This is a genomic window from Nostoc sp. ChiQUE01b, from assembly GCF_034531255.1.
Classification (GTDB): Bacteria; Cyanobacteriota; Cyanobacteriia; order Cyanobacteriales; family Nostocaceae; genus Nostoc.
Genome location: NZ_JAVRBM010000117.1, coordinates 1 through 21,461, shown reverse-complemented (window position 1 = coordinate 21,461; position 21,461 = coordinate 1). Strand labels below are relative to the sequence as shown.

17 protein-coding genes, 1 tRNA gene, 1 pseudogene and 1 riboswitch are annotated in these 21,461 nt (G+C 41.1%); of the genes and pseudogenes, 7 read left to right on the top strand and 12 right to left on the bottom strand.

The genetic code is table 11. The features are described 5' to 3' along the window. Nucleotides 1-100: 100 nt before the first annotated feature. From RMY63_RS38105 to RMY63_RS38095, 3 genes are all read right to left on the bottom strand, one after another. A complete protein-coding gene (locus RMY63_RS38105) occupies nt 101-955 on the bottom strand; it encodes a hypothetical protein (protein WP_322733645.1) in 855 nt (284 codons plus the stop codon). Nucleotides 956-1,237: 282 nt separating this feature from the next. Further along, complete coding sequence (locus RMY63_RS38100) at nt 1,238-1,978, bottom strand: cobalt-precorrin-6A reductase (protein WP_322733644.1); 741 nt, start codon at nt 1,976-1,978, stop codon at nt 1,238-1,240. Further along, nucleotides 1,975-2,394 carry a DUF1636 family protein gene (locus tag RMY63_RS38095; RefSeq protein ID WP_322733643.1) on the bottom strand — a complete coding sequence of 140 codons (420 nt, stop codon included), beginning with the start codon at nt 2,392-2,394 and terminating at the stop codon, nt 1,975-1,977. Before RMY63_RS38095 ends, RMY63_RS38100 begins: the two co-directional genes overlap by 4 nt. 21 nt (nt 2,395-2,415) lie before the next feature. Further along, nucleotides 2,416-2,588: riboswitch (cobalamin riboswitch) on the bottom strand. A 90-nt stretch (nt 2,589-2,678) separates the two neighbouring features. On the opposite strand from RMY63_RS38095, the gene RMY63_RS38090 reads away from it, so the two are divergent. Further along, on the top strand, nt 2,679-3,368 hold the full coding sequence (locus RMY63_RS38090) for a SinI family restriction endonuclease (RefSeq protein ID WP_322733642.1): 690 nt from the start codon (nt 2,679-2,681) through the stop codon (nt 3,366-3,368). A gap of 3 nt (nt 3,369-3,371) precedes the next feature. On the opposite strand, the gene RMY63_RS38085 is transcribed toward RMY63_RS38090, so the two are convergent. The 5 genes from RMY63_RS38085 to RMY63_RS38065 form a co-directional block, all read right to left on the bottom strand. After that, the gene (locus RMY63_RS38085) at nt 3,372-4,811 is read right to left on the bottom strand and encodes a DNA cytosine methyltransferase (protein ID WP_322733641.1); all 1,440 of its coding nucleotides are present in this window, start codon (nt 4,809-4,811) and stop codon (nt 3,372-3,374) included. A 153-nt stretch (nt 4,812-4,964) separates the two neighbouring features. Next, the gene (cobA, locus tag RMY63_RS38080) at nt 4,965-5,744 is read right to left on the bottom strand and encodes a uroporphyrinogen-III C-methyltransferase (protein WP_322733640.1); all 780 of its coding nucleotides are present in this window, start codon (nt 5,742-5,744) and stop codon (nt 4,965-4,967) included. Continuing rightward, nucleotides 5,741-6,508 (bottom strand): sirohydrochlorin chelatase, encoded by a 768-nt coding sequence (locus tag RMY63_RS38075; RefSeq protein WP_322733639.1) that lies wholly within the window; start codon nt 6,506-6,508, stop codon nt 5,741-5,743. The genes cobA and RMY63_RS38075 overlap by 4 nt, the downstream gene beginning before the upstream one ends. Before the next feature lie 422 nt (nt 6,509-6,930). Then, nucleotides 6,931-7,611 carry a Uma2 family endonuclease gene (locus RMY63_RS38070; RefSeq protein WP_322733638.1) on the bottom strand — a complete coding sequence of 227 codons (681 nt, stop codon included), beginning with the start codon at nt 7,609-7,611 and terminating at the stop codon, nt 6,931-6,933. 154 nt (nt 7,612-7,765) lie between these two features. Further along, the gene (locus RMY63_RS38065) at nt 7,766-8,149 is read right to left on the bottom strand and encodes a DUF4359 domain-containing protein (RefSeq protein WP_322733637.1); all 384 of its coding nucleotides are present in this window, start codon (nt 8,147-8,149) and stop codon (nt 7,766-7,768) included. A gap of 123 nt (nt 8,150-8,272) precedes the next feature. Between RMY63_RS38065 and RMY63_RS38060 the strand changes: the two genes are divergently transcribed. Both RMY63_RS38060 and RMY63_RS38055 read left to right on the top strand, forming a co-directional pair. After that, nucleotides 8,273-8,345, top strand: a tRNA-His gene (locus RMY63_RS38060). A gap of 1,817 nt (nt 8,346-10,162) precedes the next feature. Then, nucleotides 10,163-12,583 (top strand): sucrose synthase, encoded by a 2,421-nt coding sequence (locus tag RMY63_RS38055; protein WP_322733646.1) that lies wholly within the window; start codon nt 10,163-10,165, stop codon nt 12,581-12,583. Between the two features lie 147 nt (nt 12,584-12,730). Here RMY63_RS38055 and RMY63_RS38050 read toward each other — a convergent pair whose 3' ends face one another. Then, the gene (locus RMY63_RS38050; protein ID WP_322733636.1) at nt 12,731-13,285 is read right to left on the bottom strand and encodes a peptidoglycan-binding domain-containing protein; all 555 of its coding nucleotides are present in this window, start codon (nt 13,283-13,285) and stop codon (nt 12,731-12,733) included. An 81-nt stretch (nt 13,286-13,366) separates the two neighbouring features. Further along, on the bottom strand, nt 13,367-14,083 hold the full coding sequence (locus RMY63_RS38045) for an ROK family protein (protein WP_322733635.1): 717 nt from the start codon (nt 14,081-14,083) through the stop codon (nt 13,367-13,369). Nucleotides 14,084-14,467: 384 nt separating this feature from the next. Here RMY63_RS38045 and RMY63_RS38040 point away from each other — a divergent pair, with 384 nt between their 5' ends. After that, nucleotides 14,468-14,971 (top strand): 2TM domain-containing protein, encoded by a 504-nt coding sequence (locus RMY63_RS38040; protein WP_104905232.1) that lies wholly within the window; start codon nt 14,468-14,470, stop codon nt 14,969-14,971. 245 nt (nt 14,972-15,216) lie between these two features. Here RMY63_RS38040 and RMY63_RS38035 read toward each other — a convergent pair whose 3' ends face one another. Both RMY63_RS38035 and RMY63_RS38030 read right to left on the bottom strand, forming a co-directional pair. After that, entirely contained in the window at nt 15,217-15,783 is a 567-nt protein-coding gene (locus RMY63_RS38035; protein ID WP_322733634.1) for a phycobiliprotein lyase, read from the bottom strand. Nucleotides 15,784-15,858: 75 nt separating this feature from the next. Continuing rightward, complete coding sequence (locus tag RMY63_RS38030) at nt 15,859-16,539, bottom strand: HEAT repeat domain-containing protein (protein WP_322733633.1); 681 nt, start codon at nt 16,537-16,539, stop codon at nt 15,859-15,861. 323 nt (nt 16,540-16,862) lie between these two features. Here RMY63_RS38030 and RMY63_RS38025 point away from each other — a divergent pair, with 323 nt between their 5' ends. The 3 genes and pseudogenes from RMY63_RS38025 to RMY63_RS38015 all read left to right on the top strand — a co-directional run. Continuing rightward, nucleotides 16,863-17,876 (top strand): zinc-dependent alcohol dehydrogenase family protein, encoded by a 1,014-nt coding sequence (locus tag RMY63_RS38025; protein ID WP_322733632.1) that lies wholly within the window; start codon nt 16,863-16,865, stop codon nt 17,874-17,876. Next, the gene (locus RMY63_RS38020) at nt 17,869-20,106 is read left to right on the top strand and encodes a pentapeptide repeat-containing protein (protein ID WP_322733631.1); all 2,238 of its coding nucleotides are present in this window, start codon (nt 17,869-17,871) and stop codon (nt 20,104-20,106) included. Before RMY63_RS38025 ends, RMY63_RS38020 begins: the two co-directional genes overlap by 8 nt. Nucleotides 20,107-20,728: 622 nt before the next feature. Continuing rightward, nucleotides 20,729-21,461, top strand: a pseudogene (locus tag RMY63_RS38015) (hypothetical protein); the annotation flags it as partial.

Sequence of the window (21,461 nt, the reverse complement as noted above, 5' to 3'; positions counted from 1 at the left end):
GATGGAGTATGTCCTGAGCTTAGTGTCCTAACCAACCTGGCGGTTGCTATATCTGGCTTTCTTAATTTTGAATTTTGAATGCGTGAATTTTGAATTGGTATTACCTCTCTTGGCGTGAGTAGCCAAAGCTAAGATGGCTGCCAATGAGTGTGTAGAAGTCATTTGGCGCGTGTGCTGCACCTCCTGCACAACCCGGAACCTTGCACTTATCGCTAACAGTTTGGGCGACTTTGTAAAGCTGACTGGTGTGTGGTGTCATGTCCCATCCTTCGCCACCATAGCTTGTGGTTTTTTCAATATTATGCAAAACGATCGCTTCCAGCTGCCAACCATTGATTTTACACTCGCCCAAGCGATAAATTTTAGACAATGCCGGATCTGACAAAGCTATACGTAACTCCCTTTCGATTTGCATAAAGTCAGGCTTTTCTGGCTGCATCTGCAAATAAGCAAGCAATTCTGCGGCTGATGTGCCAGTTCTAAAAAACACCGATGCGTAACCGTCTCCTCCAGAAACGACTCTCCAATCAACTAAGGTGAGTTCTGGTGACTGCGCCAGCGCCACAATCAGTGAGGTGTCAGTTTGGTTATCTGTGCCAGTTATCCCACCATAACCACACTCGATGCCAAAATAGCGATCGCAAACACCAATGATTTGCCAGGTATAGTGTGCAACAGTAACTATAGGTTCATCTCTTTGTATACCCGAAATAACTTCAGCATAGTTGCTCTGGTCAATATATAAATCGTAAGAACCTGGAGTATTGGAATTTCCACATGGGGCATTGATTAATTTGCCAACAAAGTGGCAGTGTTCAAAACCAGACAGTGAATGCTGGCGTACCAAAGCCGCAAGGCGTTCAGCATCAGACGGAGCAAAAGTGGCACTGAAGTAGTAATGAGGGCCTTGGCCGCACTCTTTGATTTCCCAGAACCAATCCTGAAATATACCCATACAAAAGCCGCCATATTAAAAATAACGAACCGCAAAGGGCGCAAAGGACACAAAGAAAGAAAATTTAGCGCAGCCTCACAAAGAAATGGTATGATATAACCTTCCTTAACCAGACTGCCTAGAACCACTATCTGCGAAGACTGCCTTTCAATCTTGCCTATTTAGGGACTTCCAGAAAATAAATTATCCAATTTACTCAGATAATATTTTTCTTTCTCCCCCTGCTCCCTGCCCCTCTGCCTACACACCGATAGGATATTTTTTTAGTTGGAAGTCCCTTACTTAGCACCGATCTAATAACCACGCCAAAGCAGCATCAACATTATTAACTTGCTCCCCTGGCGGTATGGCTGGACGATTTACCATTACAATCTTCACGCCCAGTTCTCGCGCTGCAATAATCTTAGCCTTTGTGGCATCACCACCGCTATTTTTACTGACGATGGTATCAATGTTATTCTGAATCAGAATTTCTCTCTCATTCTTGAGGGTAAAAGGGCCGCGATCGCACAATACCATCCCCGGCGGTACTAAAGCACCAGCGTTAGGAGGGTCAATCATCCGCATCAAAAACCAAATTTTCTCCAAGTGAGCAAAGGCGGCGATTTCTTGTCTACCAACTGTCAAAAATACTCGCTGTGCTTGGTTTTGCAGGGCTGTTGCTGCGGCTGCAACACTATCAACTTCAATCCAGCGATCGCCACTTACTTTTTCCCAAGGCGGACGAATTAACATCAGACGGGGTACTCTAACTTCCATTGCCGCATCTGCTGCATTGAAGGATATTTGAGTAGCAAAAGGATGGGTTGCATCAATTAACAAGTCGATTTGCATGACTCGCAGATAGGTAGCCAATCCAGCCACACCACCGAAGCCTCCAACCCGTAAATCGCCCAACGGTACTGACGGTTCACGGGTGCGGCCAGCTAGAGAGGTGACTACTTCTAACCCTTGGATAGTTGTAACTTTGGCAGCTAGTTCTGCTGCATCACCCGTCCCACCCAGAATCAAAACGCGGATCATTTAGATAAAGGTGGAATCTTTGCTAAAATGCCTTTTTTCATTGCTTCTGGACGCTCTGACCAAGGCAGTAAACCATCTGCTTTAACATAGTATTGACTAGCACATTCCAGTACCGCAGAGGCACTACCATCAACGCCTAAATCACCAAATAAATATGTTAATTTACCTTTGGCAGCAAAGGCGACTACACAAGAACGATTACAAGCACTCATACATTCAACTTCCTGAATCGGGAATTGATCTCGTAACTCCCAATTTTGTGCCAGCTGCTGAAGTTGATATAGAAGTTTTTCACCACCACTTTCACCAAGGCGTTTTCCATTTTGCCAAACACTGGCACAGGTTTTGCAAACAAATAAAGTATGTTCAGCAACATCCAAAGGACTGGTTGGGGAAATATTTACAGTAGTAGTCATCTGTACCTCGCAGATATGTGAAACTGATAAATCTATTTCGGCGGGCATCCTGACTCACTCAATTTGAGATTTTCGATTTAGTTCCTTAATCTCAAATTAGTTCACAGTTGCGGGACAGTGCCGGATTTCCACCGAACTTTCCCCGTTACCTCTGGTGGCTGACTCCCACCAGAACCGAATAACCTTATCGATCATACACTAGGGTTAAACCTCTCACTGATGTTTTAAGGTTATAAAGCTAGAACATTTAATAATTTCAGGAACTTTAATAGTTTCAATAATTTATGTCAGAATTTATACCTAAATCAGCAGAAATTGCAAAGAAGGCAATGGATAGTGTTGATCCATCACTTAGCGATAAATTTACAATGGTCATACGATTTCTTTCGGATAACCCTGCTGCGGCTTCACCGCGAAAAGGTAAAAATCAGCCTATCGTCGGGACAGAAGAATATATTATTGCCAGTGCTACAAATTTCAAAACAGGTCGTGACCCAAGAACACCCTTGCCACCTAGTACAATACCGGATGAAATGGTAAGTATCATCCTGAATAAGTATTTTGAAGTTCCGTATGAGGAATTGGGAAAAGCTGAAGAATTGCACCGCCTATCAATGGGGGCTGAGAACATTGTAGGGGATTTGCTAGAAAGGTACGTTGCGACAGTTATTGAGCCGCATGGATGGATATGGTGTTCTGGTTCTATAGTTAAAGCAGTTGATTTTATATATTTTGATAACAAAAATGTCTGGCAATCGCTCCAAGTAAAAAATAGAGATAATACTGAAAACTCTTCTTCTGCCGCTATCCGTAAGGGAACCCCAATTAAAAAATGGTTCCGAACTTTTTCTAAAAAAAAGGGGGACAACTGGGCTAAATTCCCCTCATTGGAAGGAAAAGAAGAGCTTTCAGAAGAAGGCTTCAGATCGTATGTTGAAAAATACCTTGCTGCTTTAAGAGAGATAAAGTCCTAACTCTTATACAGTATATGCTGTTGCTGTAAAAAGCGAACCTTGGATCGGTTTTATCTCTTCTAACGACTCACTAATTTTAGCTTCCCATAAAACATCATCGTTACCTTTATAACGTGAAAATGGGAAGTTCAAAGGGGGATGTTTTATCTTACCACTCATGTGTGCAAGGATCGCTTTGCCTATTGCTTCTCCAAAACCGACAGGTACGGCATTCCCTATCTGCCGATATTGCTCAATGAGGGAACCACATACGACCCAACTATCTGGAAATTGCTGAATACGTTTATATTCCTGAATACTTAACGGGCGCAGATGTTCTGGGTGACAGATATCCGTTGCTGGCATGGCTGGGGATGTCACTAAAGTACAGCTTGGTCTATCCCACGACAAGCGTCTAAAGAAACCAGTTTTCCCTCCACCTGAGTAATAGGATTTTCCTAATGCTTCTTTCTGCAATTCTTCAGGTAGATGTTTCCAGTATTGACCCTCTTTTAACATTCTGTAATACTTTAGCCTCCCTTCTGGGAACTCGATATACTCTGCCTCACTTTGGCTTAAATCTGCAATAGATTCACGTAGGGTTATCCATCTATCAAGACCAAAATCACCACTTTCTGAATGTGTGGGGTATAAATAAGGAACCTTTTTCTTTCCACGATGGCAGATCATGACCACTCGTTCCCTAATTTGGGGGACACCATAATTTGCCGTGTTGTATAAGTTAAAGCTGATACTGTAACCACCTTTACGAAGTTCATTCACAATATATTTCAAAGCACCACCTGGCATTTCTTCTCTGGATAAGGGAACACTGCCGCTTCCTCTTTCTGAGTGAGGGCGGTGCAGTAATGGTGCTGAAAGAAAACCTCTTACATTCTCGATGACGGCGTATTTTGGGCTTATTTCTAAGATAAGTTCAATGTACTTTAAGAATATATTGCCCCTCTTATCTTTGAAACCACGCCTTGCCCCTGCTGTGGAAAAAGCTTGGCAGGGTGGTCCGCCTAACATAATATCTACATCTTCTTTGGCTATTTTGGCATGATCCAGGATATCCTGAGCAGTATAAGACGCTATATTCCCCAAAAGTGCAATATCTGGCTTGTTTGCAACTATGGTCTGTCGGCAGTGCTTATCCACCTCACACGCAAGGGAAATTTCGATACCTGCTTTCTCAAAACCAAGATCCAGTCCCATAGCGCCTGAGAAAAAAGAAATGGCTTTAACTGCTTGGTGATGATTTTCCTTGCTCGTCCTATCTACAGGATAATTTCCCTTGATCCGGTTAATGTAATCTTCAACTGCCTCTGGCTCCATAATCCACACTTTCCCTACCTGCTGTCCCTTGATATCCGCACTACGCAATAGAGTACGAACCCTTTGCTCAGAAATACCTATTTTTGAAGCTGCTTCCTTTGTGGACAAATAGGGAAAGTTTTTCATTTCGCCCTCGAAACTTTTTTTATACCATAATTATCATTATCAAGTGGTTATGTCAACCGCTATTAAGTATAGAGATAAGTATTCGCAAAACCGACCGTTTGCGAGAATGATTTTATGTGCAGGTCAAATGTTGGGCAACCTTCAAACCAACCATCAAACTGGACGACAACCAGATAAAATACTGTGCATCTTCACTACTTGTCCAATAACTGCGATCGCAGGCGCACCAAATCCAGTTTGCTCTACCTGTTTAACAATTGTTTCCAATGTCCCAATCAATTCTTCTTGTTCTGGTCGTGTACCCCAGCGCACCAAAGCAATGGGCGTTTCTAAATTCAACCCAGCTGCAATTAATTCTTCCACAATATAAGGCAGATTGTGAATTCCCATATAAATTACAATCGTTTCGGAACCGTGAGCGATCGCACTCCAATTCACTTGCGGTCTATACTTACCTGCCGCTTCATGGCCAGTTACAAATGTGACTGAAGAACTATACAGCCGATGCGTCAAAGGAATACCTGAGTATGCTGCTGCTGCAATTCCCGAAGTGATACCGGGCACAACTTCCGTTGATATTCCCGCGTTGACTAATTCTTCCATCTCTTCGCCACCGCGACCAAAAATAAACGGATCGCCACCCTTGAGTCGCACTACAATTGCATTATCCTGCGCTTTATCAATCAGCAATTGAGTTGTTTCTGACTGCAATAACGAATGTCTCCCCGCACGTTTACCAGCATTAATTTGCTCGGCTTCGGGATTAATCATTGCCAAAATTGCCGGACTCACCAAGGCATCATAGATAACTACATCTGCACATTCCAACAAACCTTTCGCCTTCAGGGTAATTAATCCTGGATCTCCTGGCCCTGCACCTACTAAATAAACCTTTCCCAAATACTTGTCCCTCTCTGTCATTGTGCGGTTCATCTATCTGTTAAATCCCAAATTAGCTCGGCTAATTCTGCACTTGCTCCCAGTGGCTGTGCCAATTGGAAATTCACCGCAGAAAATTGTAATTTTAGCTCCTCTATTGAGGTAGCGATCGCATCGGTTATTCCACCAGCGAATAAAAAGTATGGCAAGATTGCAATTTCCCGATAACCAGCAGTTACCAACTCTTTCACCCGTGATTCTAAACTAGCAGGCCCAGCCCAATAAGCAGTCACAGCTCCCAAACTCGCCGCTATTGTTTCCACAGTTTTTTGCGAACCTGGGCGACGGCTACCATGAGCTAAGAGAATCCATGCTTCTGCTTTTATAGTAGTTATTTGCTTTGCCAGCAATTTCTCTAAATTGGGGTGAGAGCCTAAATATGGTTGCAACTCAATGATGATATCTTGACCGATAGCCTGTTGTGCTAGTGCTACTTCGGCAGGAATATCTGTCATCACATGCACTCCCGGCAGTAGAAATAGTGGTATAATTTTGAGGCGATTTTCATTTTGAGACAGTGAGCGTAGGCGTAGCCCACCGCAGGTATCGCCAAAAGCGCTTTTAGCAAATTGTTGAATCTGCTCGTGTAAAGGTTGAGGACTCATTTCTAAAGCAGCGATGCCAACCAGATGTTCGCTATTTACTGAGTTGTGGTTTTTTGGCAATTTGTGACATACCAGCCTAGCTAGTTGCTGCATAGCAATTTCTGGGCGCGGGTCTCGACTTCCGTGAGATAATAGCAGATAGACAGATGACATCGGCAAAGCTTGAACTTTCAGTTACTATATCTTACTTAAGATTAAACCGGGGTTTATAAGTACTCTAGTAATTATTGAAACTATTATTAATTACTAAACAGAAGTATTCTTAATCACTTTTACAGTGGATTTCAAGTTGAAAAGTATACAACTATTCGTTTCAAAAGCAGGTAGTAAACCTGTTTTTCTTGAGTTAGCGCAACGGGGCGTAGCCCATTCTGACTCTTGAATTCTGGCTCCTAAATTCTTAGGATTGCTATACTTTTGTTATGTTTTGCGTAAGTCCTATATCAGTTTACGGATGACGCTTAACTGTATTTAGATGCTAAAATCCAAAACCTGATACATCAAAAATAACTTTTGTAGGGTTATGAGAATCCCAGACCACCAACAACGGCTGCTGTAAACGGTTACAACGTCGGTTAATATCTCGCTGAAAAAATTTGCTCTACAGTCAGATTTAAATCTGGAAATGTTGGCGACTCTATACGGTCGTCTCCTCTAAACTGTTTACCACGATATTCACCCTCATCACTTAAAGAGTAAATTATGATTGTTGGCTGTTTGGGGTCGCCTATTAACTCTTTGCTACCCAAAGCTGCATAATCAACAATCCAATATTCTTGGATACCCATTTCTTCATAATCAGCAAACTTTTTATGATAATCATCTCTCCAGTTAGTACTGACCCTTACGGGTTCGTCAGTTGCTTCAACGCGGGGAACCCGCGCAACGCACTGACTCACCACTTCAATCACTAATGGAATTGAATCTGGTTTACTAAGGATTGATTGTTTCTCCCATAGTGGTTCATTACCCAAGTTAGAAAAATTCATTAATAAAACATCTGGATAGTACCCTGACATTTTATTTTCTGGCTTCACTGTAGCGGTTTTAGGTATACCGTAATCAAGTTTAAGGCGAAGACATTCATACCCTAAAATCATTGTTAAAAAGGCTACAATTTGCTCGTGTTTCCCAGATGGTGGTGGCATTTGAATAATATCTCTATCGTGTAATTCATAACGGATATTTTCTGGTTGTGTTTCCAAAAACTCTAAAAATTCATCAAATGTAAATAGTTTTTGTAAAGATTGTGTCATGATTTTTACTTTTTTTAGATAAAGTTTATTGTTATTTTCGACATTAGTTAAAATTTGCTTTTTTACTTGCGCTTCAATTTTTGAAGCTATATTGATATCAAAGGCAGGGCTTTGCCTTGCCGAGACTGATTGTGCCAGTTGCGTAAATCCTGCCTTATTGTTCTTCAGCAGTGTAAGTATAAAATTGATTAAAAGCTCCTACCGTTTCAAATTTGTACGAAGGTATCCAGGAATTTATTTTTAAATCTGTACGGTAAACACTAAAAATAACGTAATTTTGTCTTTCTGTAGTCTTGGTAATAATTTCTTGGATTTGCGGGCTAGCCGAGTCAACCAATTTATCGCAATTAAAACGGATTAAATTTTCTATAATATTCGTAGTTTTTTTACATACATCAGTTTTTAAGTATTTGGTCAGGCGTTGAACTGCATATTCTTCATATTCAACCTGACCGGGATTGGTTTTCGCCATTGTCACACCCAAGGCGGCTAGACCTGCTGCTGCTCCAGTATACGCGATGATGGTCAATGGTTTCATATTTGCCAAGTAAAGTTCATTGTAATTGTTAGATTCCAGAGACTCTAAATCAACTAAGTCCGTTCCTTGAACAAAACTCTTGATCGCTTACCAAATTATTGCTATAATTCAAATTGTTGAATGGCGAGCGTAGCCAAGAGGTTAAGGCAGTGGTTTGTGGTACCACCATTCGTGGGTTCGAGTCCCATCGTTCGCCCTACATAATTTCATATTAATACCTACACTCCTGTAGAAGATGGGTTAGATGGCGCAAACCCTCGTAACTATCACTTTAACAAGGATAAGGATATGTAATCTATAGCTTTATTTATTATTGTTCTCTCGTTTATCTCATTCCTATGCTCTGTATGGGAATGGCTTATTAGGGGCAGCAGCCTCCAGTCAGGCATTGAGTCAGAGACTCAATGAATGCATTCCCAGTCGGAGACTGGGAACGAGAAAATGAGAAAAACCCTCGGCAAAAACTTTTTTGACCTGGATTATCCAAGAAATTTAGTAACCAGACTTCAAAGACAGATTCAGCAAGTCATCAAGACATAGTGACACCTTTTGACATGATTACCCCTAGTAGATGTAAATTTTTCTCAAATTGGGGATTTTTCCCACTGCGATTGCACCTCCCATCCCAATCCCCAAACACCAACGAGTAGTCATCCCAAACATCCCACCCCCTAAGCTTTGTAACAGATGAACTCTTTTTTGAGTTAACCACAATTAGTGTTCGTCAAGTTAATACCTTCAGTTCTGGTTCATATTGAAGATGGCGCAATAATACGTGCAAAGAAATCCGACTTGTTTTATTTAGAATGAAGCAGGCCGATGTTTAACACAAACCACCCTAGAAATTGCCTGCGCCTGTGATACCATCCTTAGATGGTCTATATCTTGGGTTTCAATGGACAGTATTTATTTGCTCATTTGCAAATGCCATCACTATTTTCATTCACTTAGACTTCAAAATACCACCACTTGACCTTCAACCTGCGGAATCTAGGTTAAAACAACCTCTATACCAATTCTCTAAAATAAGGCAACAGATGTAAGCAGGGATTGCCTTGCTGCATCTAAATTTATTAATTGCGAATGGGCGAAAAAGCGAATTGGTATAAGTAAACCTCTTTAATATTAAAATTCCCGACATTTTAGAAAAGTCGGGAATCTAGCCTTAGAAGTTTTTAAACGCACATTTAATCGTTAAAAAATGCCTAGAAGAATGATAAAAGTCAGTCCACAGAAGGCAAGTAAAGAGATAATTAGAATGTTGCCTATACTGTGGTCAGAAGTTGTTAACTTATCTGTATTGCTAGCCATATGAATCGACCCAATTTAAACAAGTTTTGCCTAAATTATAACTATGGCAAATAAACATTAGTCTATCTTTGAACAAAAATTGATTTTAATTAATTTAAGTTTAACTATTTAGTTAAACTTTAGCAAAATCATTAACTTTTGTTTCAACTATTTAAAAAGAGATTATAGCAAGACTATTACTTATTTCCCAAATTAACACAATATAGGAATTATATTTGATTTTTGAAACTAGTTACCTTACATATAGCAGATTTCAAGTTGGTGAACTACACAAGCTAAGTCTCAAAGCCTGTTTTACTTCTGTTAGCGCAGCCCATTCTGAACTACTGAATTTTGAATTCTGCCGTATGTGCTGCTCATCAAAATATACGCAAATAAATGATATAGTAAAGATTAGATCAAGCAATTGAGGGCGTGATAATTTGTGACCCAAATATTATGATGCAATTATTTACTAACCTCTATCAAAAGAAATAAAAATTGTATTCCTTTAGTGAGATCCAAAAATACTGAGTCATAGATACTTTAGGTAAAGAAGAACACGCTTTAAGTGCCTGCTGAAAAGTTGATACTTGTAGGTACACAGATAAATAACATTTATCTGTGTTGTTTCGTGTTTATATGTGTCTAACAAAAGGTGGAGGCTTATTTGTCTCGGCTAAAAAGTTAGCAATGCAAACATCGTCATTTAGTGGAGTTGCTATGTCTGAATTGCTTCAAGCAGTCTTAGATAGTGAAGGAAGAAGTGATTTACGTTCCTTTCTTAGTGAATTACGCCAACAAGAAAAGAAGTACTTGCTGCGGAACGACATACTCAATGTATATAGTGAGTATTGCTCCAAATCCCAAAAACCTGAAGCTTTTTACACTTCCTCAGAGTTAAGCAAACTCATTTACTATACTCAGGAAATTATTCAGGAGGACTCAAACTTCTGTTTCATCATCCGTTCTAAGATTGCCAGCCAAGAAGTTTATTGGTTGACATCAGACTTAAGCATTGCGCCGATGACGGTGCAGGATTTGTTGGATCTGCGCGATCGCTTGGTGAACAAATTTCATCCCAACGAGGGCGACCTGCTAGAATTGGACTTCGGCCCCTTTTATGACTACACCCCAGTCATCCGCGACCCCAAAAATATTGGTAAAGGGGTACAATTTCTCAACCGCTATCTATCCAGCAAAATATTTCAAGACTCCAAACAATTGCTGGACAGCTTATTGAATTTCCTGCGGCTGCACCACTACAACGGTATCCAGCTGCTGGTCAACGATCGCATTCAATCACAGCAGCAACTTTCCGAGCAAGTTAAGAAAGCTATCGGTTTTGTTAATAATCGCCCCGAAGATGAACCCTACGAACAATTCCGCTTCCAATTGCAGTCAATGGGTTTTGAGCCAGGTTGGGGTAACACCGCAGCGCGAGTGTGGGAAACTTTAAATATTCTCGATGAATTGATTGATTCTGCCGATCCCCAGACCCTAGAAGCCTTCATTTCTCGTGTGCCGATGATTTTTAGAATCGTCCTAGTGTCAGCTCACGGTTGGTTTGGGCAAGAAGGAGTGTTGGGGCGTCCCGATACTGGCGGTCAGGTAGTTTACGTCCTTGACCAGGCAAAGAGTTTAGAGAAGCAGCTACAAGAAGATGTCCTGCTTGCGGGTTTAGAGAAATTGAATGTCGAGCCAAAGGTAATTATTCTCACCCGCTTGATTCCCAATAGTGATGGTACCCTTTGTAATCAACGGCTAGAAAAAGTCCACGATACCGAAAATGCCTGGATTTTGCGAGTGCCTTTACGGGAATTTAATCCTAACATGACTCAAAACTGGATTTCTCGGTTTGAGTTTTGGCCTTATCTAGAAACTTTCGCCATTGACTCAGAAAGAGAACTACGGGCAGAATTTCACGGCACACCTGACTTAATAGTTGGAAACTATACTGATGGGAATTTAGTAGCATTCTTGTTAGCGCGACGGCTAAAAGTTACCCAATGTAATGTTGCCCATGCTTTAGAAAAATCTAAATACTTGTTCAGTAACCTCTACTGGCAAGAATTAGAAGATAAATATCATTTTTCTTTGCAATTCACAGCTGATTTGATTGCCATGAATGCTGCCAATTTTGTGATTAGCAGCACCTACCAAGAAATTGTCGGAACACCGGATAGTGTGGGACAGTACGAGTCTTATAAGTGCTTCACTATGCCAGAGTTGTACCATGTGACCAATGGCATTGAATTATTTAGTCCTAAATTTAATGTCGTACCGCCTGGAGTAAACGAAAATAATTACTTCCCCTACACTCAAAATAAAGACCGAGTAGAGAGCGATCGCCAACGCCTTGCCGAAACACTCTTTACTCTGGAAGATCCCACGCAAATCTTTGGCAAACTCGACGATCTTAACAAGCGCCCTCTCTTCTCAATGGCGCGTCTTGACCACATCAAAAACCTCACAGGTTTAACTGAATGTTATGGTCAAAGTAAAGAATTACAAGACCATTGCAACTTAATTTTAGTAGCGGGCAAATTACGCGTCGAAGAATCAGATGACAACGAAGAACGCAACGAAATTATTAAACTCTACCAAATAATTGACCAGTACAATCTCCACGGGAAAATTCGTTGGTTGGGTGTGCGCCTCTCCAAAACCGATTCCGGTGAAATTTACCGAGTCATTGCCGATCATCAGGGAATTTTTGTACAACCAGCTTTATTTGAAGCTTTTGGTTTGACAATTTTAGAAGCGATGGTTTCAGGATTACCGACTTTTGCCACACAGTTTGGTGGGCCACTGGAGATTATTCAAGATAAGGTGAATGGATTTTACATTAATCCGACAAATTTAGAGGAAACAGCCACAAAAATTGTCGAATTCATCACTAAATGCGAACAAAACCCTAACTATTGGAGTGAAATTTCCCAGCGAGGAATTGACCGAGTTTACAGCACCTATACTTGGAAAATTCATACTACCAAGCTATTATCATTAGCACGAATTTATGGCTTCTGGAACTTTACCTCAAAAGAAAATCGTGAAGATTTATTGCGCTATATAGAGGCTTTGTTCTATTTAATTTACAAGCCAAGAGCGCAACAGTTATTAGAGCAGCATAAGTACCGTTAGTTTGTCATTTGTCATTTGTCCTTTGTCTTTTACTATTAGCTAAGGACATAAGTTATAGCGGTTGTCTCTTGCGTGGGTCATTTGTTACTTGTCATTTTTTATTAGCTAAGAACAAATGACTAAGGACAAATGACCAAGGACAAATAACTAAACTGTCAAGGCACTCCAAGTTCGTTGACCAACTATTCCATCTACTCCTAAATTTCGCTGGTTTTGAAAGGCTTTGACAGCAGTCTCTGTTAGTGCACCAAAAATCCCATCCACTCTCACAGCATAACCGTTAGACACTAATAGCTGTTGTAAGGCTCTAACAGCAATACCAGAACTACCGAAATAAAGAGTCGGTAGAGGTTGGCTACTAAACTTCTGGAACCGTCCTGTAGCCTTTGTACGGACTTTACCTCCAGACCCAAAAGACTTCTTAGGTTTACTTAAGTTAGAAGAAATTAGTCCCAGATTCTTTTTGCTGATTTTATGAAGTATGTGTTCTTTTTCTAGTTTCAGCGCTGAGAGAGAAGCCTGGGAAATCTCATCTGTCTGCATGAATTCAGGTGGTGTGACTTTAGCAGCTATCTCTAACTGACTCTGTTTTGACTGGTTTACATCATTTTGCATTTGAAATAATTGCTGCTGTGGCAAATTAGCCCCAGATGCTTGTCTTATTGTTAACACGCCCGTCATCATCAGGCCAATTTCAGTCATTTTAGTTTATTTTACTTCAACCAATATTTCTTTTAACCAACAACATTGTTGCTGTCCAAGATAGTACATACTGACCAAATATTACCTTTTTTCATCTCGCCACAAAGCAATACCGCCTAATAAACCAGTGATATTGGGGATGAGTTTGACATTTAATGGTAACTGTAAATTCACTTTCACAGCTTCACCACCGCCAATGTAAAGGTAGTCATAATTAAACAGATGTTGCAAAGATGCGATCGCTTTTTCTAAACGCCTATTCCATCTTTTCTCACCAATTTTTTCTAACTCTGCACGCCCCAACTGCTGCTCAAAAGTCTCCCCTTTGCGAAACGGATGATGCCCCATTTCCATATTTGGTACTAGTTTACCATCCACAAATAAAGCTGAACCAAACCCCGTACCCAGAGTAATCACCAATTCGACACCTTTACCTGCGATCGCACCAAAACCCTGCATATCTGCATCATTAATCACCCGTACAGGCTTGTTTAAATGTTTTAATAATGCTGTTTCCAAATCAAATCCAATCCAATCTGGATGTAAGTTTACTGCTGTTTCCGTGACTCCACATCGTACCACACCAGGAAAACCAACCGAAACGCGATGAAATTCACCTTGAGCGGCTGCTAACACAACAATTGCATTAATTACAACCTCTGGTGTAGCAGGTTTGGGTGTATCTAAACGAACCCTTTCAGTTACAGTATTCCCCATAATATCCAAAACTATAGCCTTAACGCCACTACCGCCAATATCAACCGATAGGGTACGAATCGATCCATTTTCTTCAACCATTGAGTTACATCCTTGTTATTTCGTTATTATGCTCTGCTGCATTTGATCATATCTGGATATTTGGAGAGTCTTTATATTGGTGGGGAGTGGGGAGATGGGGGAGATGGGGGGGACAAGGGGACAAGGGGGTAAACAAAACTCCTAACTCCTAACTCTTAACTCCTAACTCTTAACTCCTAACTCAGCACGGGCTAAACGCCCCGCTTCCGCTAACAGCACTCAGCACTCCTAGTGCCCAGTGCCCAAAGTTAAAAATCCCATACATTCGATGCCGGACAGCATCTAGATTTGTTAATCTAAGAATAATAGAAATAGTACTGGCGTAGCTGCTTAAAATCTATCATGCAGCAAATTTCTATTGAAAGTAATATAAGAGAAAGAATTATGACGGCGTTTGAACCTCAAAGCATCCGCTCGTATAGCCAAGAAGATGTCCAACAAATTCTGCACTTAGCGATCGCTCGTCAAGCAGATGATAAAGACACAGAATTTTCTTATGAGCATATATTAGAAATTGCTGCTGAGTTAGAAATTTCACCTGAGTCTTTAAAATTAGCAGAACGCGATTGGGTATTACAACAAGGTCAAGTCCAACAGCGAAAAGCTTTTGACGCCTACCGGATCAGAAGATTTCAGAAGCGTTTAAGCAAATATGCAATTTTCAATGGCTTTTTTATACTGCTTGATTTAATCACTGGTGGTGGAATTTCTTGGTCACTGTACATTTTGCTATTCTGCGGATTGCCTGTAGCACTTGATGTCTGGAATACTTTTCAAATTAAAGGTGAAGAGTATGAAATGGCATTCCAAAAGTGGAGTCGTAATCATCAGATTAAGAAAACCATCAGCACAGTTTTAAATAAGTGGTTTAAGGTATTACAAGCTTAATCAAAACTTTCTCTAACGCTAGGGCGTGTTTTCAAAGTCTTAGATCCCCCCAACCCCCCGATAAATTGGGGGGCTAAGAGTCTCTTAAAGTCCCCCTTTTTATCGGGGGATTTAGGGGGATCTAAAAAGTTAGGGGGCTAAACCAGTAGTTTGAAAACACGCCCTAATGCATCGGGGGATTAAAGGGGGTAATTTGACTTGTGTATACACTGTAGCCAGAAAGGGGAGAATATTTTGCGATCAAACTAACTAGATACTGAATTAGCCGCCTCGGAAACCTTTTCAGCAGGTGGAAAGCCACCCATACGAATCTCAGAAGTGAAGGAAGTGATGCTAAATCCACCAAAACTCTTGAGGACATTTACCCGCATTCGCAAATTGGGGCTAGCAAACCACAGGCGTTCCTCTGAGAAGATGGTTTCATCCTCTGTAGTTAAAATCAAAGCACCATCACTGTCAATTTTATAGCGTCCGGCAACTGGAGTTTTATTGGCATCAACTATTTCTCTCAGTAACCTGCCTTGGGCCGGATTATCCGCATCAGGTACCGAAACCAACACAGTTGAACCAGTGTGTTTTGTTTGATCCTTGTCCATTGTGCCATTCCAGGTAATTTTGGTAGCACAGGAAGCAGAACTAGGATTAATGTTGTAACTTTGACACAGCTTGACGGCTTCTGGGTGATCTAATGGCAGCGCCTCAATGATGATATCTGACTTGCTATGTTCCGATTGGTTAAAAGCCAAATGTTGACTAGTACGATGAGAAAACCATTTACCAGCACTTAACTGAAAAAACTCTTCAATATTCATGAATGAAATTACCCTGCATCAAAATGCTAAAATTCCCACTTAATTATTATTAAAAAGTAGCAGGAAGCTTTAATATTAAGCTTGATTGCCTATTTCCTCAAGCTTCTTCAGGCCAATTCTGGCTGCCTCAGCAACGTTGAAATGATTGTCTTTTTCCAGGTATTTTAAAGCTGAGAGACTCTTGGGAGTGGGAAGATTTCCCAAGGCTTCTGCCAAACGCTGCCTAACTAACCAATCATCTGATTCGGCGAAGCGCAGGATCTTGTCTACAGACTCGATGTCTTGAATTTCTCCCAGTGCAGAGATTGCAGCTTGTTGTAACACTACTTCTTTGCTATCCAATGCCTGAAGAAGAACTTGACGGGCACGGGGATCTTTAATATTACCTAGAGAAACAGCTGCACTAAAACGTACTAGCCAATCAGTATCTTCATAAAATGCCCGTGAAAGTACCTCAAAGGCTCTGGCATCACCCAAATATCCTAAAGCACCAGCGGCATCAGCGCGTATACCATAATCAGGGTCATGTTCGAGAATTTTTACCAAAATAGAATAACATTCTGGTGTTGGCTTGATTCCCAGAGCAAATATTGCCATCGATCGCAGTTGCAAAGATTCGTCGTCTAGTACCTTTTTAATCAAAGGGACTGCATCTTCAGCCGCAACATGACGCAAATTAGCAAGGGCTACCATGCGATCGCGTAAATTCGGACTTTCTAGCTGAGTAGAAATTTCTTGTAAGCTTAGAGCTGCCATTTAGTTCAAAGCGTTTTCTTTACTTATCTTAATTTACCTGATCTGTTGATCAGGCTGTCGCCATAGTGAAGTAGGAGTTTGGCGACTTTACAAAATGGCTCGATTATGAGTGAAGAATAAACAAATATTACATACCTTGAATTTAGCAGTAATCAAGGGATAATCTTCAAAGTTTCAGTCGCTTGTTTTTTGTTGAATGTAGATGTAGGGCGATCGCACCTTATCGTCAAAAATCGCAGTTTTCCCTTAAACATAGCTCTGTATCCATCCTCTTACGCTAAAGTTGCATAAGAATGTGCATCTAAAGCCAGGAGGAAAGAGTTGTGAAAGCAGTCTTGATGACAGCAGCTGGCAGTCCCGAAGTTCTGCAAGTACAGGATGTGCCGAACCCTGCTGTTCCTGTAGGGAATACTGAACTTTTAGTGCGTTTGGTAGCGGCTGGCATTAACCCCATTGACACTAAACTTCGTAGTCGAGGCAGTTTCTACCCCGATCGCACATCAACAATTTTAGGATGTGATGGTGCAGGTATTGTGGAAGCAGTGGGTGCTGGCGTACAGCGTTTTCGGGCAGGAGATGAAGTATATTTTTGCTATGGTGGCTTGGGCGCACACCAAGGAAATTACGCTGAATATACCGTTGTGGATGAGCAATTTGTGGCACGTAAACCCGCCTCTATCTCCTTTGCCGAAGCAGCAGCAGCGCCTTTAGTATTAATCACCGCCTGGGAAGCTTTATATGAACGGGGACGATTAGAACCTGGGGAACGGGTTTTAATTCATGCGGGTGCTGGTGGTGTCGGTCATGTAGCAATTCAATTAGCGAAACTCAAAGGTGCTACTGTTTCCACCACAGTCAGTTCTGAGGAAAAAGCTAATTTCGTCAAAGAACTTGGTGCCGACCAGATAATTTTTTACAAACAAACAGACTTTGTGCAAGCGGTATTAGATTGGACTGGTGGCGAAGGCGTAGACTTGGCTTTTGATACCGTAGGCGGCGAAACCTTTCACAAAACCTTCCCCGCAGTGCGAGTCTATGGTGATATCGTTACCATTCTCGAACCAAATGCCAATACTGTTTGGAAAACTGCTAGAACTCGCAACCTCCGCATTGGTTTAGAATTCATGTTGGCACCAGCACTGCTAGGATTACAAGAAAGCCTCCACCATCATGCAGAAATTCTCGAACAATCTGCCACCTGGATCGATGAAGGCAAATTAAAAATCCATGTGAGTCAAAAATTTCCCTTAAAAGAAGCAGCTAAAGCCCACCAACTGATTGAAAGCGGGTCTGTAGCAGGTAAAATTGTTCTGCTAATTAGCGACGAATTTGCATAATTTATCCTTTAAACACAGATACACTCAAAAATTAAACGCAAAGATACCCAGAAAACTCTCTCTGCGTACCTCTGCGCTTCCCTTTGCGTACCTTTGCGTTTTACTTCTCCTCCTCCTCCCCCTACCAGCTTGGGCAGCACAAACACAACCAGAACGCACACCTCTAACTCTAGAATTATTGCAAGAACGACTACGCACACCCACACTCCGCGAAGGAAATTTCACCGTAGATTTGCAAAAGATGGCGATTGATTTACGCCCAGAAAACGCCAGCTTTCGTGATGCTTTTTACCAACTACTGCGAAAAGAACTCGGTACAAAACCTCTAGGTTTAGACCTGAGCAATGCTTTGATTCTGGGGGATTTTGTCGGCAGCGATTTGGGTTTAAGAACACCATTGTATGCAAAAGCTATTGCACCCATTTTCACTGCTACCGAACAAGAAAAACTAGAACGTTTGCGCTTCGTTTGTTTAGAGTCACTCGCAATCGCTTTACCCAACTCCAAAGATTGTCGATCGCTTCTGGGAACAGAATCAACCCCAGCCACTGAAATCCCCGTCTTTCGTGGTGTCTTAACACTGGTGCAAACTCGCTTCAACGGCGAAGTGAAGTTCTCCAATACATTTTTTCTTCAGTCTGTTGATGCCCAAGGTGCAACTTTTCTCCAACCCACTAACTGGACTGAAACCAGATTTGCTCGTCCCATTAATTTTACCAGTGCTAACTTCCAGCAACCAAGCAATTTTCAGGGCAGTATATTTTTTGAAAAAGTTAATTTCAAAAAAATTAAATTTCGGGAACTTGCTGATTTTCAAGGTAGTATTTTTGAGACAACTGCCAACTTCAACCAAGCAACTTTTAAACAGTTGGCTAAATTTAGTAGTGTCCAATGGCAAGGAAATACTGATTTTTCGGAAGTGTATTTTGCCAATCAAGCTCAGTTTACTAAAGCAAATTTTAATCAGTTTCTCCTTTTAACAGAAGCGATTTTTGAGCAAAGTGTAAGCTTCCGAGAAGCGGAATTTAACCAATTAGTAAATTTGCAAGGTGCGAACATTCTGAACCAAGCAGATTTTAGTGATGCCAGGTTTTATAAAGAGGCTTGTTTAAGCGTACCTGGTTTAACTTTTAACTCTAACCAAGCAAAAATTTTAGGTAATCCCGGTCAGATTGGTCAGATGTTCTGCATCCCAACATTGCAAGGTAATCAAAACGTCTTGCGGAATTTGGGGCAAAATTTCCGTCAGCAACAGCAAGTTGCCGATGCTAATGAACTGGAATACACAAAACAACGACTGCGATTAATAGAGTTTGGCCATCGTCTGACGGCTATAAATATTAATAGTGCAACTGTTGCAAGTTTGATTAATCTGGGTTTTTCTGCAACTCAAGCTGAAGCGATCGCCCAGCGTCGTCTGCTAAAATCTTTTCGCAACAGTAGTGAGTTACTCACCATAGCAGACATTGATTTAGAAAAATATACCCAATTGAGCGATCGCTTAATTGTTGGCGAAACCCTTTCTATCGGTGGGTGGTTACTGCAAGCTTGGAGTTGGTTGGCGTTGAGTCTATTACTGTTGTTGAGTGGCTATGGGACAAATTTTTGGTTAGTCTTTGGTGTGGGAGGATTAGCGATCGCTTATTTCGGTTTACTATTTTGGCTAGTCGATCGCTATCGTCGGCTGCATCCCGTACCAATTATTCCCACATCTTACGAAACCATTTCGATATTAGTCAGTTTTAGCGTTTTAGAATTCTTCAGCTTACTAGCGATTTTTCGCAATGCCGAACAACCTTGGCTGACATTGGGGTGTCTTTTTATAATTCTTGTCCCCGTCCCAATGGCTTTATTAATCCGACTTTACCAACAAGGTCGTTATCACGATTTAATGGACATTTCTTACTTCACAGAAGATGGTACATTTCGCCAGTTACGATTACTGATTGGACGTTTGCCAGTGATACCAAGGAATGAGACATTTCGAGAACGATATATGCCCTTGTTGTGCGATCGTCGTTGGAACTGGCTCAACTACTATGATTTTAGCCTCAACAATCTAGTTAAATTAGGATTTAATGATATTCGCCTGCGAGACGAACATTTACCGGGTATCATCTCTGCACTTGCTTGGTATGAATGGAGTTTGGGTTTAATTTATATCACCCTAGTTTTGTGGACACTTTCCCGTACAATTCCGGGATTGAATTTGCTGATTTATTTGAAGTAATCCCTGCACTTCCTAGTGGTGCTAATATCATGTAAAGTAACTAGGTCGGCGTAAATAATTATCGTTGGGATAAAGCAGGGAGTAAGGGCAGAGGGTAGGGATAAAAAGCGTTTAAACCGTTTTTGCTTTTATTGTGCCGACTTACTTATTGTAGGCTATAAGTAACCGTGCTATTTATTGTTATCAGTCTTGCGCTATAACGTCGGATAAAAGTGATATAGCCCCGGATAATGCAGATAAATTAAATATCTAAAAATTTGGTAATTTTATCAAAAGATTATTCATTGCAATATAATAACTAATCCAAATTGAATTTTATTATCCAAAAACTTTAATTATGTTTTTAAATTATTATCTTAAAATATCTACAAATTTGATCAACATATCAAAATATTTTTCATTGCTCTTAAGAATTAAATTATATACATTGTAAAGTGTAAGTAGTAGTGAGAAAAAATTGATTATCTCCACTTAACAAAGATAACCAAATAATCTAATAACTACTAACTAGTTTTGCTAACAAAAAGATAACAATAAAGTCATAAAATAGACTTATATTTTGTCTATTTTCTGTTGCAATGCTAGCAAAATTTTCATCAAAATAATAGGAGGATTAATCCTAATGGCAGAAAATTCAAGTAATAGTGGTGGCGGTAATTCCTCTAATAGTGGGAACAATTCAATTGAACAATCACCCTTCGGTCGCTTGAAAGAAGTTCTTAGTGATAAAGACCTCGCCAATCTATTCAGTGGTGTTGGTAATGGAGAAGGTGGCGGTAGCCCATTTGGTGGTGGTGCCGGTGGCGGTGGCAGTCAGCCTGATTTACCCTACAATGGTAATCCTTTCGCTGGCGACAACTTCTGGAATATCTTTGCAGGCGGTGTAAACCCATCCACAGGTGGTGGTAGCCCATCCGCAGGTGGTGGTAATCCATCCGCAGGTGGTGGTAATCCATCCGCAGGTGGTGGGAACCCATTTGCAGGTGGTGGTAGCCCATCCGCAGGTGGTGGTAATCCATTCGCAGGTGGTGGTAATCCATTCGCAGGTGGTGGTAGCCCATCCACAGGTGGTGGTAGCCCATCCACAGGTGGTGGTAGCCCATCCACAGGTAGTAGTAGCCAAGGTAGTAGCAGCGACCCTTTGACTGGTGCTGGTAGCCAGACCGCTGGTATTAGTACAACTGAAATACCGGACGGGTTCGGTTTGAGGGTTACTATTGACAAGCTAATTGACTCAAGACTTAGCAAGGAACTCGGTGGTGGAAAAATCCCATCATCTGGCGAACAAGGACAAATCCCCTCATTTGGTGGCAGTGGTGGACAAATCCCCTCATTTAGTGAAGGACAAATCCCCT